The 17,150-nt window shown below is 40.7% G+C and carries 14 protein-coding genes; 3 read left to right on the top strand and 11 right to left on the bottom strand.

Translation table 11 applies throughout. From position 1 onward, the window contains the following. Positions 1-453: 453 nt before the first annotated feature. From NQ550_RS17965 to NQ550_RS17990, 6 genes are all read right to left on the bottom strand, one after another. A complete protein-coding gene (locus NQ550_RS17965) occupies positions 454-1,497 on the bottom strand; it encodes a tyrosine-type recombinase/integrase (RefSeq protein ID WP_025581315.1) in 1,044 nt (347 codons plus the stop codon). Continuing rightward, positions 1,487-2,440, bottom strand: coding sequence for a tyrosine-type recombinase/integrase (locus NQ550_RS17970; protein WP_025581314.1), 954 nt, complete (start codon positions 2,438-2,440; stop codon positions 1,487-1,489). Before NQ550_RS17970 ends, NQ550_RS17965 begins: the two co-directional genes overlap by 11 nt. Next, on the bottom strand, positions 2,437-3,678 hold the full coding sequence (locus NQ550_RS17975; protein WP_173722027.1) for a site-specific integrase: 1,242 nt from the start codon (positions 3,676-3,678) through the stop codon (positions 2,437-2,439). The genes NQ550_RS17970 and NQ550_RS17975 overlap by 4 nt, the downstream gene beginning before the upstream one ends. 180 nt (positions 3,679-3,858) lie before the next feature. Further along, complete coding sequence (locus NQ550_RS17980; RefSeq protein WP_259838330.1) at positions 3,859-4,848, bottom strand: transposase; 990 nt, start codon at positions 4,846-4,848, stop codon at positions 3,859-3,861. A gap of 396 nt (positions 4,849-5,244) precedes the next feature. Beyond that, positions 5,245-6,531 carry a GntP family permease gene (locus tag NQ550_RS17985; RefSeq protein ID WP_008706328.1) on the bottom strand — a complete coding sequence of 429 codons (1,287 nt, stop codon included), beginning with the start codon at positions 6,529-6,531 and terminating at the stop codon, positions 5,245-5,247. Between the two features lie 12 nt (positions 6,532-6,543). Then, positions 6,544-7,968 (bottom strand): serine hydrolase domain-containing protein, encoded by a 1,425-nt coding sequence (locus NQ550_RS17990; protein WP_022380032.1) that lies wholly within the window; start codon positions 7,966-7,968, stop codon positions 6,544-6,546. Between the two features lie 265 nt (positions 7,969-8,233). Between NQ550_RS17990 and NQ550_RS17995 the strand changes: the two genes are divergently transcribed. Then, positions 8,234-9,067, top strand: coding sequence for a MurR/RpiR family transcriptional regulator (locus tag NQ550_RS17995; RefSeq protein ID WP_022380031.1), 834 nt, complete (start codon positions 8,234-8,236; stop codon positions 9,065-9,067). A 290-nt stretch (positions 9,068-9,357) separates the two neighbouring features. Here NQ550_RS17995 and NQ550_RS18000 read toward each other — a convergent pair whose 3' ends face one another. The 3 genes from NQ550_RS18000 to yedE form a co-directional block, all read right to left on the bottom strand. Next, positions 9,358-9,600 carry a putative Se/S carrier protein gene (locus NQ550_RS18000; protein ID WP_008706323.1) on the bottom strand — a complete coding sequence of 81 codons (243 nt, stop codon included), beginning with the start codon at positions 9,598-9,600 and terminating at the stop codon, positions 9,358-9,360. Next, positions 9,597-9,803, bottom strand: a complete 207-nt coding sequence (locus tag NQ550_RS18005; protein ID WP_025578878.1) for a sulfurtransferase TusA family protein — start codon at positions 9,801-9,803, stop codon at positions 9,597-9,599. Before NQ550_RS18005 ends, NQ550_RS18000 begins: the two co-directional genes overlap by 4 nt. A gap of 90 nt (positions 9,804-9,893) precedes the next feature. After that, the gene (gene yedE, locus NQ550_RS18010) at positions 9,894-10,976 is read right to left on the bottom strand and encodes a YedE family putative selenium transporter (protein WP_025578876.1); all 1,083 of its coding nucleotides are present in this window, start codon (positions 10,974-10,976) and stop codon (positions 9,894-9,896) included. A gap of 241 nt (positions 10,977-11,217) precedes the next feature. Between yedE and NQ550_RS18015 the strand changes: the two genes are divergently transcribed. Together NQ550_RS18015 and NQ550_RS18020 are read left to right on the top strand one after the other, a co-directional pair. Continuing rightward, positions 11,218-12,381, top strand: a complete 1,164-nt coding sequence (locus NQ550_RS18015; protein ID WP_025578874.1) for an aminotransferase class V-fold PLP-dependent enzyme — start codon at positions 11,218-11,220, stop codon at positions 12,379-12,381. A gap of 84 nt (positions 12,382-12,465) precedes the next feature. After that, complete coding sequence (locus NQ550_RS18020) at positions 12,466-13,362, top strand: selenium metabolism-associated LysR family transcriptional regulator (RefSeq protein ID WP_025578872.1); 897 nt, start codon at positions 12,466-12,468, stop codon at positions 13,360-13,362. A gap of 3 nt (positions 13,363-13,365) precedes the next feature. Here NQ550_RS18020 and NQ550_RS18025 read toward each other — a convergent pair whose 3' ends face one another. Then, positions 13,366-16,167 (bottom strand): two-component system response regulator, encoded by a 2,802-nt coding sequence (locus tag NQ550_RS18025; protein ID WP_197724772.1) that lies wholly within the window; start codon positions 16,165-16,167, stop codon positions 13,366-13,368. Positions 16,168-16,399: 232 nt separating this feature from the next. After that, entirely contained in the window at positions 16,400-17,131 is a 732-nt protein-coding gene (locus NQ550_RS18030; protein WP_025578870.1) for an ABC transporter permease, read from the bottom strand. Positions 17,132-17,150: the final 19 nt, after the last annotated feature.

Here is a 17,150-nt window from a genome sequence, read left to right on the forward strand (position 1 = left end):
AGTTAATGCTAATGTCTATAACAAAAACTCATCGGAAGTTTAAACCTATGCTGGCGGGCAAAGGTTCTTCCAGGTCTGATCGGCTCAATATTTCGAGCGATCAGACCTTTTACATTTATCTTTGTTATCCCATCGTGAATCCTAAAAAAATCCCTGCATGTTTTAAGCGCGGATGAATAATTCGCCTGATATTCATAAGCACGATCTTCCCGATCAATAGTTACATTTATGATTATGCTGGAACTGAAATTATATAGAATAACTCTTGCCCATACTTCCTGCACAATATAATCATATTTTTTTGAGTGAAACGTTTTCAGACACAGGGAATATTTTAAATCTCGGAAAGAGTTTTCCTCCTGCCATATGCCGATATTTTAGAAATGCCGATAAAATTTCTATAAGATTCCATGCCTGACCCAATATCAGGCATGGTTAATAAACTATCGGCATTTATTTTAATCCACAAAGCCGCTTGATAGCATCTTCGTCATTGGCATACTTGAACACCACATCATCCTTAAAGACGGATCTGTCGCTATCGCTAAGCTTATGCAGTGCTTCCCTCTTCATCTCTTCAGTAACCTTGGCGTAGAAACGAGTCGTTTCTATATTCGAATGACCAAGCCATTCAGATATAGTAGGGAGAGGCACCCCCGCCTGATACAGGTGCATTGCCCTCGTCCTTCTGAAAAGATGCGAATGCAGATGGACTAGATCCGGATTGCTTTTGCGAACCTCTGCTTCACATCCTACAAGTATACGGCTGACATTATCACTGGACATTTTGTTTTTCTGGCCATTTCGGAAAGAATAAAACACTAGGTTCTCCGAAGTCTTGTCTGGATGATATTTTTCGCAGTAATCTTCAAACTGGCTCCATATTTCCTTGGATAAGGGTGTAATCCTATGTTTCTTTCCTTTTCCGTAGAAATGGACATCAGCCTCCCCGTTGGATGTCGCTTTAATATCAAGGAGTTTTAGTGACAATACCTCATTTATCCGTGCACCGCTTTCATACAGAAGCGACAGGAGAAAACGATCTCTTACAGCTTCACGGTTGCTATCTGTACTTTTAAGAACCAGGTACACATCATTAACTGAAAGCCATGTAAAATCGAGAATCCTTTCATCATCAACATCGCTTATCTCGCGGATTGCCTCATACGCATCAAGGGAGATAGCGTTCTTTTTATAAAGGTACTTGCAGAATCCCCGCAGGTCTGACAGGCGATGGTTTATGGTCGGTGCCACGTTATTGCGTTCAGATTTCAGCCAAGCCATGAATTCTACTATGTTTTTCTGGCTGAAGTCAGATGACTGCATCGTTAGGACAGTCACCTTTTGTTCTGATTCAAGGTATGTCACAAACAGATTTATGCTATATCTGTACGAGTCAATTGTGTCTTTATCGCGATTCCTGACACCCGGAAGGTAGATTCTCATAAATTCACCCATAAGCGATACAAGGTGTGGATCCTTAGCTTTAATCCTCATCTTCCAGAACCCCCTTTCCATAAACCTGGGAAAGGAGAGCCCAGTCTACAGCTTTGGACTTGCGCAGATTCTCTGGAAGAAGGTGGATATAATAAAGCGTTGATGTGAGTTCTGAATGCCCCATATATGCCGAAAGGTACGGCAATAATTCCATCACGTCCTTCCCATTGTTTATCCAGCGGATTATATTACGCGAAGCAAAAGCGTGCCGCAGATCATAAGGTCTTGGAGCCCCCTTCCATGAAATGCCACTCTTTGAGATCAGGTTCCTCCATACCTGGTTGTACCACGATGCTTCATATGGTGTGCCGTCCCATTTTTGAAAGAACCATTGCCTCTTTCCTGCTACGGAATCGTATTTCTGACAGAGTGCGCGCATATCCTCTGACATAATGATGTGCCGATCCTTGTGCCTCTTGGACTGTCGTATATAAACGTCTCCTGTAATCAGGTTTACATCCTCTGTTCGTATCGCAGGTGGTTCCTGTGGGCGAAGACCACAGCAGTAAAGCAACCGGCTATACACAGGAAGCACAATCTCTGGCAGATATCTTTTCCCACAGGTTTTGCCAACATATGAGTCAATCGTTTTAAATAACCCGGAGAGTTCATCATCCGTAAACAGGTACGGATTGAAAGCTATGCGCTTTACTACATAATCGTCATCCGGTATATAATCATCATATCCAAGGAAGTTCAGGTATTTCGTGTACTCCCGCAGGAGAGAGAGGAAGGCGGCTTTGCTGTTGACAGTATAAGGATAATAAATGAGCCACTCGTCTACCATTTCCTGGGTAATGCGGGCAGACAGGGGATGGTTTTTTACACAAAAGTTTATAAATGGAGGAACCGAACTCCTATATGTAGCGGTGGCGTATCCAATGGACTGGCGATATTTCATCATCTCCTCAAATGCGTCATTGAGTTTTTTGTCAAGGGTCATGCTCCAGCACCTCCCTCCAGGGATCCGGTACTTTCTGTATGTCCTGTATGTCCAAAATAGAACCCGCTGGTAATAGGCACATCCGAAAAATCCATTGCCACGAATGATATCTGGTGTGTATCGTGTGTGATGTACGGTTTATCCTCAATAATGGATTTATGTCCCATCATCTGGGACACGGTTTCAATGGGAACTCCTCTTGACACCATAACCGTTTCAAAGGAACGCCGTAAACTATGGAATCCTCTAAATGCGATTTTGGATACGCCTGCTTTTTCGCAATACTTGTCAATCATACTGCCAAATCCCTTTGACAGTCTTCGATACGGAGCCTTTACTGTTACGAAAACCTCAGGAATATCGCATTTAGGACGCCAGTCGAGGATATAATCAGCAAGGGCGTTCAAGGTGGCACCGTTTAGTTCAGATACGATTGGCGTATGAGTTTTTGACTGCACTACTGACACTTTGTGATTGTGCCAGTCTATATCTGATAACTTAATGCCTATGATGTCGATTCCGCGAAGCCCTGTGCAGTATGCAACAAGTATGATCGCAAGATCCCTCTTTCCAATGGTGCTATCTGTATCAGCTGCCTGGGCTATTCCCGAAATCTCTTCTTCAGAATAGGCCGGGATAATACGCCGGTGATCATTTTTCAGCTTCAGAAGAGTATAATCACGGTGCAGGCAATCATTCCCATGAGCCCGAAGGTATTCCGTGGCGTACTTTACACACCTTAATGTACGTCCGGTACTGCCGCTGTTCGAAACCAGTACTTCATTAATTAGGAATGACATGACTATAGTGTCATCAATACGTTGCGGCTTTATCCCGAACTGTTCAGCGTACCACAAAAAATGTCTGGTAGGGGCTCGAAGATCCTTTTTTGTTGCATTGCTGATAGGGTAACTATTGAGAATTATTTCCACGAGGCTGCTTGTCTCGTCGGATACAATGTACTTGAGCGGATGAGATTTAGTGCTCGAAAAATCAACAATGCCGCTTTCCGCAAGTGAAGATAGCATACGCATAACACGCAGTTGGAATCGATGATATTCCTTGCATATCTCACCGGAAGAACACCTGGTATCAAGATTGTCCTTGTAGGAATCCATCAACTCCGGACTGTAGGAATCAACCTGTGATGACTGCGCAAAGCGTACTATCGAGTTACAAACAATCTGATACTGTTCTAAAGACACTTCCAGTATCCCGTAGGCTCTCACCTCCTTCATGAGCTGATCAGTTAATGGTTTTAGTAACGGGTAGGATTTTATCATACACGGTCTCCTTTCTATAGCGATGACTGGTTACATCTCTATAGTAAGAAATGCCGATATATTTATAAAGTCCTGTAAATCCAATATTTCAGAAAGGCAAAAATCGGCATTTCTAAAATATCGGCATATGGCCAATTATGCCGATATCTGCATAATTCCCCATCTCAGATGATAAAGAGCTTTGAAATCTTCAGCTTTAAACTCTTCTTCTGGAAGATTCGTAGCAATGTTTTCATAAGAGTCATCATCAAGCTGTATGCGTAACAAATGTAAAGCAAGGTCATATTCCGTTCTTTGATCATTGAGATAATCCATCGGAGCATTCTGATAAATGTATCGGTATGAAGAGAATAGTTCAGGTCTGGAATATTTGCTTACAGCTTTAGACCTCGTCAGTATAAGAGAGATATCTTCATCAAAAGCTGGCAGGGTATCAACCGGATATCCCATCATTCCGGAAGCTCTTTTATCGTTACATCGGATAAGGAAGTACTGCCCCTTTTCAATCACATGGGCAAAGTTGTTGTAAGAAGTATAACCTCTGTCCCCAAAGAAAATGACTTTGTAGTGTTCATGGATATCTGCAGAATCAACCATGGAACAAAAAGCAGAATACTCATTTCGCTTTCGGGCAGGCTGGACTAAAATATCAGTAAAACGCTTATCAAGTAAAGAAAACATAGCATTGATATGGATCTGGTTAAATCCTCTGGTAGATTTACCATTTGGTTCAAAATAGGTATCCTTATCTTCAGGGTTAAGGAAAATATCACAGGAAGAACCATCGCAGGCCCAGAATTCATATTTACCGTTATATAGTTTTTTAGGAAGTTTCCTGTTAAAAGCAAGAAGAAGATTCCGAAAAGCATCTTCCCTGATCTTTTTACGCTGTCTGTAAAAAGCCGCTTTGGAAGGTGCATCGATAGTACGTCCGAAAAAACGGTACAGTTCTTCCCTGATACAGTCAGCTTCCATAGTCAGAAACATCAGCATATAATCTTTAAAACCAAGTTTTCTGTTTCTGATAAAATCAACTCCGGGTTTGACAGCATATTTTTCCGGTGTTTTGGAAAGATCATTGATAGCAGCAAGTAAAATAGCTTTGATAGAATCTGAATAGTTCATAAATAAATACTCCTTTGATTAAGTAATTAAAAATAACAGTGCCTAATCAAAGGGCGTTATTACTGATTGATCAGTAATAACGCCGCATATTGAGGAGTATTTGTCAAGTAATATTTTAGGAAATATCAAGCAGGTATCAGAGAGAGCATTGCCCGTTTAACAAGCAACAATCTCTTAAGTTAATGACATTGCCTTTGAACAGTAACAAAAATATCGTACAGGGCTTTCTAATATATAATGTGTTTGCTGAATCCATTACAAGATAAGGTTGTGATATGCAAGAGACAAATCATCCTCATTTGCGCAGGAACAGTCGCTACTACCTATATCTTACCTTTCCACTCTCTGTGGAATTTTAATGACTCTTTTGCATACTCTATAGTAATCTGTTACTTCTTAATAAAATGCAATTCCAAGAAATACTGCAAATGCCAGTCCAATCAATGTAATACATACAGATGTGATAAAGATCGGTTTGTAGCTTTCTTTATGTGTCATACCACAGGCAGCCAGGCAGGTAATCACCATACTGTTATGCGGCAGTGTATCCAGACCATTGCATGCAATTGCAGCTATACGGTGTAAAACTTCAGGATTTACTCCCAAGTCCATATATTTTTGTGCAAATACTTCCATAGCGATTCCGATACCACCAGAACCGGAACCAGTTGCTCCAGCAATCAATGTGGTAGCACTTGCAAAAGAAATCAGTGGGTTTCCACCAAGGTTTGACAGCATATCTATCAGATTCTGGAATCCCACAGTTGATTTAACAACATAACCAAATCCAACAACTGCTGCAGTATTCATAATTACCATGCTGGCACGTTTTACACCGTCATCGATCAAATTCAGTTTTTTCGGAGTAGTATTCCAATATAAAATCACACAACAGAAAGAAGCTAAAATAATTGCAATATTTACATTTACCTTAAATACATTTAACAGAACAAATAACAGAACCATCGGAACCACAGATCTCCATGGTTTTACAGTCTCCAATTCTTCAAATGCTTTCATTTTTTCTGCAATATCAGGTGTAATTACAAATCCGTCATTATTTTTCTTTGCTTTTCTGAATTCATACTCCAGATAAATAATACACAGAATACTGCTGAAGACACCAGTTGCAATACCAAGACCGGAAGCTGCCATAGTATCTGTACCAAGATACTGTGTTGGAAGCACATTCAATATAGAAGGAGAACCCGGGAACATGGAACTGTTATACGCCAGAGAAGTATAAATAACACCCGGAATCAACCATCTTGGCAGATTTTCCTGTTTAAATACGCACAGGAAGATCGGATAAGCGATAAACATCAATGCCCATCCATTCACACCTATATATCCTAAGATCAGCACTGCAAGCATACAACCATAAATTGCTCCACGTCCACCCACTTTAGAATAGATCATTTTTGCAAATGCTGCTGCAGCTCCAGATCCTTCCATTATAGATGCAAATACGGTTCCGGTTGCAAAAAGCAAAAAGTTATTCTTCAGGAAATCAGAAAATCCTGTAAAATATGTATCTGTAATTGTATCCAACACAGACAAACCACTGAATATTGCTAAAATTGCAACACATATTAATGTTCCCACAACTGGGTTAAATTTACGATAGCAAATAATAATCAACACAACAAGTGCAACAATAATTCCCAATAAACTCATATCCATAGTTTTATCCCCCTACTGTATGTTTCCTGAAAGTTCAATCGGTACAGCTCCGCCAAGTTTTACACTTGTGATAATCATTCCGTTTACACTGTCATCCTGGAAATGCAGCGTATAGATATCGTAACCTGACATATTTAACCAGTACTGCTTTATCACCAATGTCTTATCATCTTTGAATGCATAAGAAAAGCTATTAAGAAAATGATGCGGATCATCAAATACAGCTTCCTGTGTAATCCAGTTTTCAAATCCAGCCTCTACACTTACCAGCCTGTCCTTCAGGTGAAAATTAATCAGCAGTTCATTTTCTGTTTTTCTATTAATCTCTATGCTTTGAATTTTCCGGTCATTTTCTTCAAAGGAGAGTGTTTTATCAAACCATTTTCCTTCCAAGCAGGAATTTTTTGCTCCTTCCGGATATGGAAGACACAGGTCATCCAGATATTTTTTCAGTTTTTTCTCTCCATCTACATCTGTTTCCAATGTTCCTCTCTCTGTCGGTATAAACAACTTTTCATTTACGATTTTGCTAATCAGACGGTTCGGATTTCCATTCTTATCACTTGCTCCTGCTGTGATTGCAACTGCCAGTTTTTTCTCTGGATTAACCACGATCACATTTCCGAAAGCTCCATAAACGCCGAAGGAATGATCAGCAGTGATCCAATACTGATATCCGTATCCACAGACTGGATATTTTTCTTCGGGAGTATCAATCTGTTTTCTGGTTGCTTCTTTAAGATATTCTTCCGGAATAAGTGTTTTTCCGTTCCATTTTCCCATATTGGCAAGTAATATTGCAATTTTCGCGATGTCAGGTGTTTTCAAATACAACCCCCATCCTCCGACTGTATTGCCTTCTGGGCTTTCCAGCCATTCGATATCGGTAATACCCATTGGTTTCAAAACACGTTCTTTCATCAGTGCAAGCACATTTTTATGCATGGTTTTTGTAACCAGTGAAGACAACATATAGCTTGCTCCTGTATCATACTGAAAGACAGTTCCCGGATCATGGGGTAATTTATATGTAAAATAATGTGTGATCCAGGAATCTGTCACTCCACGAAAACAGGTGCTTAATCTGCAGGAATTTGCTGCCATTGTTAACAGATTACGAACTGTCAGCTGATCGATTCGTTTATCATATTCTTCCGGCAAATACTCTTTAAAATAATCTATCACCAGATCATCCAGATGTAATTTTCCCTCGTCGATTGCAATCCCTACTGCAATACTGTTCATACTTTTCGAAAATGAATGAAGCATCTGCATAGGTTCTTCCGTATATGGTTGAATGCATTTTGAAAAAATCACATCGTTATCGCATACTACAGATATAGAATGAATATCTTCGACAAATGTCTCCAGTTCCTGTACCATACATAACAGATTATCTGAAGATATTCCATAGGCTTCTGGTTTATTTTTTATCATTTTGTGCTCCTTCTTTTAATATTATTGTATTAAATTCTTTTCAAACATTCACGTGAAGTATTTTCTACTATACTATCACAAGTTGTTTCTGGAAACAATTGATAGAATCGTCAAAAATTAATGTTCTGTTTTGGTAGAATTAAACAATTTATTTGTTTTGTTTTATGAATCATTTGATTCTTTTTCGAATTATAACATTCTCCATTGAATTAAAAAAATTTTTTTGCTATACTTGTCATATGATATTTTATTTATGGAGGTTACAATGAGCCTGGATCAACTAATCTATGAAAAAATCCCTTCACTATCGGCAGGACAACGAAAAGTTGCAGAATATATTTTAAATAATAAAGATGAATTCAGCTATGCAACACTAGCTAAACTCAGTAAGGATATTTCTGTCAGTGAAACAACTGTTATTCGTTTTGCTTATTCTCTTGGCTTTGACAGTTTTTCTGCCATGCAGCAAAAACTTCGTGAAGAAATTCTTTCTGTACCACAGCGCAATGTAGAGGGACAAATTCAAAATCAGACATTTTATCAAAAAGTTTTTTCCAGAGAAACGCAGGCACTGCAAGACTGGATCTCACATATAGATGAAGAGCTTCTGGACAAGACCGTAGAAGCTCTTCTGAATGCAGATCATATTCTGGTAACCGGAGCACGCTCTTCTTATCATGCTGCCAACTGGTTTGGGAATCGTCTGAACCTTTTACTTGGTAATACTCACATTATCCAAGAATTTTACGATCCTCGTTTTGATTTATTAAATCATATCACAGATAAAACTGTTGTCATCAGTATAGCATTTGCCAGATATACCAAATGGACGTATCGTTATGCGGATTCTGCAAAAAAAATGGGTGCAACCCTTGTCTCCATTACAGACAGTGTTTCCTCTCCTTTTTTTAATATTTCCCATTATACGATTCTTGCTGCTCCGGTAAAAGACAGTATGGGATTTAGTTCACCTATTTGTATGTATTGCTTATTTGATGCGATTATATCTAAAATCCATGATGAGCGAAAAGATATGATAGTAGAACGTTTAAAACAATATGAAGATACCTATCGGGATTTTGATATGTATTATGAGTAAAACAAAAGATGCTATAAAATTAATAGCTGGATACGTGCTAATTGTCTTGGCAATCTTAATGAAGTTTATTGCATAAAAAGCAAAAGACAGCAAATTAAAATAGGATATCATCTTTTTCTACAGAACCCTACATGACAGCAGACAGGACTTTTACCAATATCTTGTAAATAAAAACCGTCCATGGAAATACTAGTACAGGATTGAAATAAAATTGCGCGTCGGACTCTCATCATTGGAAAATAACGAGAATGCGACGCGCAGTTATTCAAAGGATGAACTGAATGGTACTTTTATTCTTCATCCGCATGATAAATCCCCACATAGCCCTGCGGTTCTACTCTGACGATCTGCTCGACTTCCTCTGTTTTCTCCGGGAAGTCCGCTTCTGTATGAAATCTCACACAGGTTCCGCAGGAGGAGCTTAAATCTCTTGGGACAGGCATGACTTCTGCACTCAGATTCATTGCCTGGCAGTTTCTTCGAAACTGGATAGCTCCATAATGGGAATAGAAGGTTGCTATATATGTGATCATTTTGTAAGTCTCAGCAGGATATCATCTCCCTGCTCTGTTGCCTGTACCTGATATCCCTGATGTGTTGCAAATCTGGATACATTCTCTTTTGCAACTACGTTATCAACCAGGATCTCATATTCTTTATCTCCGGATTCCATTGCATTCTTTGCACGGATCACTGGTTCCGGACAGGATAAACCTCTTGCATCTACTTTCTTCATTCGTCTTTCTCTCCTTTTAGAATGTGTCTAAAAAATACTTTCCACAAAGTGAGCGTATTGATTGCGGAAATAATGTCTGCATTCCAACAATCAGGCTTCTTCTTTTCTCATGGAGTTCACTGCCGCAATTACAGCAACTACCACAATCCCAATAATAACTGCGATCTTTCCGTTTGCTGTAGGACCTTCACCGGAAGATGCCAGTCCGAAGTTATGGGCAAAGGCAGCACCTGCCATCAGACCGAGAACGGTCACAGCGGAGTCTGTATTTCCCTCGCCTGCAAGGATCAGCTGACGAAGCGGGCATCCACCGAGGAGAATACATCCAAAGCCTGCCAGATACATTCCCAGTGCGTTCCACAGTCCGTCTGTATGTGCGATCGGCTGTCCCGCAAATCCCGGATTGAAATAGGATGTTCCTGTAACTGCACCGAGGATCAGATTCATTACCAATGCTGTCACAAGAATTGCAGCAAAACCGAACAGTAATTTATATTCTTTGAAAAGTACCGCATCACGGATACCGCCGACCATACACAGACGTGTTCTCTGAGCCAGGATACCAACAATGATTCCTGCTGCCAGTGCGATAATGATTGCAGCATGTTTTGCTCCGGGTCCGCCTTCCGGCTCTGTGAAATGGATAAATGCAGGTGCTGCTACCAGTAGCAGAAGCATCACGATCTGGAATGCAGGATAAATACCACCTTCCAGCTTCGGCATCTTATAAGAACGTTTCAGTGTGTAACCTTTCTTCAGGAAAACAGTTCCTGTAAGAATACCGGCTACAAATCCAACAAGTCCAAACAGAGCATTTCCGTCTCCGCCTGCCAGACGCAGGATCATACGGAATGGACATCCAAGAAACATCAGACATCCGATCATAACAAATGCGCCAAGTGTAAATCTGGTCACAGGTGCAGAGCCGCCTCTTGGACGAAACTCTTTCTTAGCAAGTGAAATGATACATGCTCCAAGCACCAGACCAATGATCTCCGGACGGATATACTGAACTGCTGCCGCTGAATGAAGTCCCAGCGCACCTGTGGTATCTCTCAGGAAGCAGGCAATACAGAAGCCCATATTTGCCGGATTTCCAAAAAACACCAGAATTGCAGCAATCAGACCGATTACGCCTCCTGCCAGAACTATGGTTCCCTTTTCGTTTTTCATTTATTTCTTTCCTCCTTTTGCACTGACTTTTTTTGTTGTCAGCACAATTTCTTTGTATCTATTTTATCATTTTTATGCTGAAATCACTAATTCATTATAGTCGTATTTTATAGTTATTTATAGAAATCATTTATAAGTTGTGCTATACTACAGATAAGATATGATGTTAGGGTCAAAAAGTATTTTTTTCCTAACTTGATATCCACGAATTGCTATATATAAAAATCGGGGGATTTTTACTATGAATAAAATATATCTGGATCAGGCAAGTACGTCTTTTCCCAAGGCACCATCTGTTGCACAGGCAGTTTATGATTACCTGGCAGGCTCTGCTGTGAATGTGAACCGGGGAGGATACCGGGCAGCTTATTCTGTGGAAGAACAGATTTTTGAGACAAGAGAACAGCTTCTGAAGCTCTTTCACTTTACTTCCGGAAAGGGTAAGAATGTTATTTTTACAGAAAATATCACTGCCAGTCTGAATGTTCTTCTGAAAGGACTTCTGAAACCCGGCGATCATGTACTTGTAACTGCCATGGAGCATAATGCAGTGATGCGTCCCCTTGTACAGCTGGAGAAACATGGAATTTCTTTTGACAGGATCCCATGCGCTTCTGACGGCAGTCTTCTGCTTGATAAAGCGACCGCACTCCTTCGTCCTGAGACTAAGCTTGTGGTCTGTCTTCATGCTTCTAATGTATGCGGAACTGTCATGCCAGCACAGGAAATCGGAGATTTCTGCAAAGAACATGGGCTTCTTTTTATTCTGGACACTGCACAGACGGCAGGAACCATTAACATTGATATGGAGAAATGTCACATAGACGCACTGGCATTTACAGGTCACAAGGGACTCAGAGGGCCACAGGGAACAGGTGGCTTTCTGATCCGCAATAAACTGGCAGCGCAGATTGAGCCTCTTATCAGCGGTGGAACAGGAAGTGCCTCTCATTCTGAAGAAGTACCGGCATTTCTTCCTGATCGTTTCGAGCCCGGAACTCCCAATATACCTGGGATTCTGGGACTTCATGCCGCACTCTGTGATCTGGAGAAACAGTCCATGGAAGAAATCCGCCAACATGAATTAATGCTGACACAATACTTTATAGATGGTATCCTGAATCTGGATCCTGAAGAAAAATTTCTGCGTATTATCGGTAAAAAAAATATTGAAAACCGTTGTGCAGTTGTATCCGTCCAGACCTTACATATGGACATGGCTCAGGCCGCCTTTGAGCTGGACAGTACTTATGGAATTATGACAAGAGTCGGCCTTCACTGTGCACCAAACGCACATAAAACTCTTGGAACATACCCGGATGGTACTCTCCGTTTTTCTTTCGGACCTGAGAATACAAAGCAGGAACTGGATATTGCTTTAGATGCATTATCCGCATTACTATAGCAATCCCCGCAAATGATGCATTTATAGCAATCCTCTTAAATGCATTATTATTTAAGAGGATTGCTATAAAAGGAGAATTTCATAATGGAATTTAAACAGTTAGAAGCATTCGTCGCTGTCGTGGACTACGGCAGCTTCTCAGAGGCGGCCCGCCGCCTCTATCTGACACAGCCTACGATCAGTGCGCATATACGTTCCCTGGAAGATGAACTGCATATGAAACTGATCATCCGTACTACAAAGAAAACAACGATCACAGCCAAAGGCTACCAGCTTTATGACAGTGCAGTCCGTATGCTGGAAATCAGAAATAACCTGCTTGAAAATTTTACAGGTGCCCACAAACATATGATAGATCTGGCTGCATCTACCATTCCTTCTTCTTATCTTTTGCCGGAACTGCTTGCTGCTTTCGGAAAAACGCACCCTGATGTTTATTTTCACTCCATACAGTCAGACAGTTCTGAATCCATCAGCCGGGTACTGGACGGAACTGTAGATCTGGCTCTGGTAGGCCAGAATACACGTGATGAGAGCTGCGTGTTTATTCCTTTCTGCCATGATGAGCTGGTCATAGCAACTCCTGTAACAGATCACTATCTTGCACTCAAGAACAGAGAAACACCCGCTGTTTTTCATGATTTCCTGAAAGATCCTATTATCCTCAGGGAAAAGGGCTCCGGCACAAAAAAAGAAATGGACCTTTTTCTGGAGCGCACAGGCGTCACAACAGGCAATCTGAATGTAATCGCCCGCATGAATGACCTGGAAAGCATCAAAAAGTCCATTGTTAATGGTCTGGGAATCTCTATTCTTTCATCACGCTCTGTCAATGACCTGCAGAGGACAAAGCAGATTCTTGTCTTTCCGCTGGAGGAAGCTGCCCATAAGCGCAGTTTCTATATAGTCTACAGCAAAAACAGGATTCTGAAACCCCATGTAAAGCAGTTTGTACAGTTTGTGCGAGACTATTATATGTAACTGTTATCTGCCGGCATCCAGCAGTTTCACAAACTCTTCCTCCGGCATCGGTTTGTAAAAATAATAACCCTGAATATAATCACAGCCGTTGTCTCTTAAGAACTCGACCTGCTCTTTAGTTTCAGCACCTTCCGCTATAATCTTTATATTCATAGTATGTGCCATTTCAATGATGAAGCGGATAATACTGCGTGTTTTGGTATTGGTTTCTATCTGCCGCACAAAACTCATATCAATTTTCATAATATCAAAGTTGTAATTCTGGAGCATTCCAAAGGAAGAATATCCGCTTCCAAAATCATCCAGGAGTAGCAGAATCCCTGCTTCTCTTAATGCCTCCAGAGTTGCATTTCTGTCTGCCTCAATGGCAGCATAGGAGGTTTCTGTAATCTCCATTCTGCACAGACCGGACGGCATGGAAGCATCTACACATTTCTTCTCCAGCCAGTTCATGATCGTCTCATCATAGAAATCCATCCATGACAGATTAGTTGATACCGGAACTGTGATCTTATCGGACTGATAACGTTTCTTCTGAAATTCATTAACCGAATCCAGCACATACAGATCCAGTTCGGAAATATGTCCGCTTTCCTCCAGTGCAGGAATAAATACACCCGGCGAAATAAATCCCTTTTTCGGGTGGAACCACCGGATCAGAGATTCTGCTGATGCAATCTTTCCGGTCATTGCATCCACAACAGGCTGAAAATATACTTTGAACTGTCCCTGCTCAATCCCTTCCTCCAGTTCACCTGCTAATGTTGCTTTATCTATATATGTATTCTTCATGGAAGAATCATAAATCTTATATGACTGGACAAACTCATCTGTAATATATCTCTGGGCAATCTTTGCCCTGTCAATCATTCCATTCACAGACATTTTTTTCTTTTCAAGCATAAAAATCCCACATTTGACAGACAAATGAAGTGTTTTTCCTCCCCGGGTAAGTTTCTTCTGACACATTCCGGTAAGCATATCCAGATTGAGATTCTTACGTTCTACCAGACAGATAAAATGATCTGCGTCCTCACGTGCCGATACCAGAGGCTTCAGCTCTGATTTCCGGACATCTTCGTACACTTTGCGCAGCATCATATCTCCGATTTCTGTTCCAAAAAGTTCATTGACTGCCTTGAAATTCTTAATATCGAAAAATACAACCGCATATCCGGTTCTGTCTTCACTTTCTTTCAGGATCCGTTCCACATGACGGATAAAACCCTGTCTGTTATATCCGCCCGTCAGAATATCCTGTTCAAATTTCTCCGTAATATCCTCAACTGTAGCTACAATAATGTCAAAAAATTTATTGAGGTAAAAAAATGTATAGTTCTTTAAACATTTCTCCCCTTTTTTATTAAACTGATGAACAGAGAAAGAATATCTATCTTTCTCCTGCAGTTCTTTCCGAATGGTATCAAGACGCACACATTTTTCATATACGGATTTCTCATCATCCGGAACAAATTTCTTCATAACTTCAGTAACATAACCGGAATAACTGATCTCTTCTGCCAGAACCATCTCCATGGCACAGATACCCGGATGATCCAGTCTCACACAGTCTCTCTGCCCGTCAATAATCTCTATTCTGTCAAAATTCTTTCTGTACAGCATATGCGGAATCTGCTCTGAAAAATAGTTCTCTGTAATATCAGAAAAATAGATCAGTGCTTCCAGCCTGTCATAAGAAACGTTCCGGACCATCTCAACTGTGGTTCTGATCATCCTCAGACTGATTCCTTTTGCGGCATACACAGGACATTCCCATTGGATCATATCTTTTCCCTGTGTCAGACACTCCCTCAGATTATCTACACAAAATACCTTTCTGTACTGAGTTCTCACTTCTCTCTGCGGAATAGACTGACTGATCCGCTCAATATAAGAATCCAGTGGTTCATTTACATCTTTCAGCTCCAGTGAAGCAATCCTGCTGTTTGCCATAATACAGCTTCCATCCGAAATATTTACTGTAACTGAGGCAAACGCATCTTTTGCATGACGTATGATCTTATCCAGCTGTTTCAGATATTCATCATTGATATCCCGGATATACATCATGGCAATCTGGTCATCCGGTTTATATTCTGCACTTCTGATGACTTCCATACATACCCAGCGGTACTCCTGTTTTATCAGAGTTCTGTAGTTCAGGTAAATGCGTTCTCTGCCTTTCGCAAGTTCTCTTCTCAGATTATCTATACTACAGAATTTCAAATATTCTTCCTGATCCTCTTCATAAATATACTTATAATCAACCATCATTTTAAGGCTTTCAGAAAGACTTGGATTCATGAAAGCAGTACTGTCTTTTCCTCTGATAACTGTATAAGTATCTGTCGAGAGATTAATCTTGAGTATCCGGTGAAAAATGGATGATAGCATTTTCATCGCATCCTGCAGATCTCCCGTCATCTTATCATGCAGCGCAATCGTACTCTCAACACGATGAAAGACTGTCATTGCATCAAACGGACGCGTGAAGTAATCACTTGCTCCCAGCCCATAAACCCGACGGATGCTATCTTCGGAAGTCTCTGATGAAATACAGATAACAGGCAGCATATCCAGCCATTGCTTTTCCTTCATAACAGCAAGTACCTGATAACCATCCATTACCGGCATGATCAGGTCAAGGAGCACCAGCTTAAAATCCTTATGGCATCTTTCAAGGATTTCAACTGCCTGCTTTCCATTTTCAGCTTCACAGATATCATATTTATCTTCCAGCATACAGGAAAGGATTTCTCTGTTTAATTGTGAATCATCAACGATTAATATCTTTGGCTTACTCATATAATGTATGCCCTTTCTTCTGTTATTATGGCTGTGTGAAAATTTAACCGGACAGATGCCAAAAACAGCTGCTCGGTTATGCATAATTCAAGTATATCATTCAAAGGATAAAAGTCAATAATTGGAAATATCGTTTTATCGCTGTTCACCGGTAAAAGGATTACTGAGAACACATTGATATATAATGCATAACCAGATCAAGGAGGAGCACAGGCTCCTCCTTGTCAGTCAGTTACAGATTTTTCTTCTTATAAATAAACCATGATGCTGCTACAGTAAACACCAGCAGATAAAGAAGCAGAATCCCAATACCAGTGTAATTCACCGCCTCACCTGATGAAATGCTTCTCATCAGATGGCTGGTCTGGGATAATGGCAAGGCTGATACAAACTTGCCTATAAATCCCGGAAGTTTCTCTGTTGAGAAAAAGGTGTTACACAAATATGCCATAGGCATAATGATATAATTGGAAAACCTCGGCACGTCTGCGTGATTTTTTGCCAGAAAGGAGACCACCACGCCGATGGCTGAGAATACTGCTCCGTTCAGGAACATCACCAGAAAGGACCATCCGTTGAAGATCAGTCCTGTCTCAATAGGTGCTGTAAGAAGCAGTATGATTCCTCCTGCATACAGACCACGCAGACTTCCCCCGATGATCTGTCCGGCAATAAACTGCCATAATGGTGTGGGGGAGATCATCACCTGATCAAAAGCCTTCTCATACAGTCTCTGTACGTTTAGGTTCTGCGCAATGGCGTTGAAGCTTCCGTTCATAGTTGTCAGTGATACCACACCCGGAATCAGAAAATTCAGGTATGGCTGTCCATGAGAAGTGGTCTGGATTCCCATTCCGAATACGATCAGATACATTAGCGGTGCGATCATTGCCGCCAGTGTGATCTTATAGAAATCCCGGCGGAATTCTACCCACTTCTCCCATAATATTGTTATAATTCCCATACATTTTTCTCCAGATTAT

The sequence above is a fragment of the Blautia wexlerae DSM 19850 genome, from assembly GCF_025148125.1.
Lineage (GTDB): Bacteria > Bacillota > Clostridia > Lachnospirales > Lachnospiraceae > Blautia_A > Blautia_A wexlerae.

Bases quoted from the DNA above. Each gene is read 5' to 3' on its own strand.
- NQ550_RS17965 (WP_025581315.1), bottom strand. From the start codon at position 1,497: ATGAGGATTAAAGCTAAGGATCCACACCTTGTATCGCTTATGGGTGAA.
- NQ550_RS17970 (WP_025581314.1), bottom strand. From the start codon at position 2,440: ATGACCCTTGACAAAAAACTCAATGACGCATTTGAGGAGATGATGAAA.
- NQ550_RS17975 (WP_173722027.1), bottom strand. From the start codon at position 3,678: ATGAAGGAGGTGAGAGCCTACGGGATACTGGAAGTGTCTTTAGAACAG.
- NQ550_RS17980 (WP_259838330.1), bottom strand. From the start codon at position 4,848: ATGAACTATTCAGATTCTATCAAAGCTATTTTACTTGCTGCTATCAAT.
- NQ550_RS17985 (WP_008706328.1), bottom strand. From the start codon at position 6,531: ATGGATATGAGTTTATTGGGAATTATTGTTGCACTTGTTGTGTTGATT.
- NQ550_RS17990 (WP_022380032.1), bottom strand. From the start codon at position 7,968: ATGATAAAAAATAAACCAGAAGCCTATGGAATATCTTCAGATAATCTG.
- NQ550_RS17995 (WP_022380031.1), top strand. From the start codon at position 8,234: ATGAGCCTGGATCAACTAATCTATGAAAAAATCCCTTCACTATCGGCA.
- NQ550_RS18000 (WP_008706323.1), bottom strand. From the start codon at position 9,600: ATGATCACATATATAGCAACCTTCTATTCCCATTATGGAGCTATCCAG.
- NQ550_RS18005 (WP_025578878.1), bottom strand. From the start codon at position 9,803: ATGAAGAAAGTAGATGCAAGAGGTTTATCCTGTCCGGAACCAGTGATC.
- yedE (WP_025578876.1), bottom strand. From the start codon at position 10,976: ATGAAAAACGAAAAGGGAACCATAGTTCTGGCAGGAGGCGTAATCGGT.
- NQ550_RS18015 (WP_025578874.1), top strand. From the start codon at position 11,218: ATGAATAAAATATATCTGGATCAGGCAAGTACGTCTTTTCCCAAGGCA.
- NQ550_RS18020 (WP_025578872.1), top strand. From the start codon at position 12,466: ATGGAATTTAAACAGTTAGAAGCATTCGTCGCTGTCGTGGACTACGGC.
- NQ550_RS18025 (WP_197724772.1), bottom strand. From the start codon at position 16,167: ATGAGTAAGCCAAAGATATTAATCGTTGATGATTCACAATTAAACAGA.
- NQ550_RS18030 (WP_025578870.1), bottom strand. From the start codon at position 17,131: ATGGGAATTATAACAATATTATGGGAGAAGTGGGTAGAATTCCGCCGG.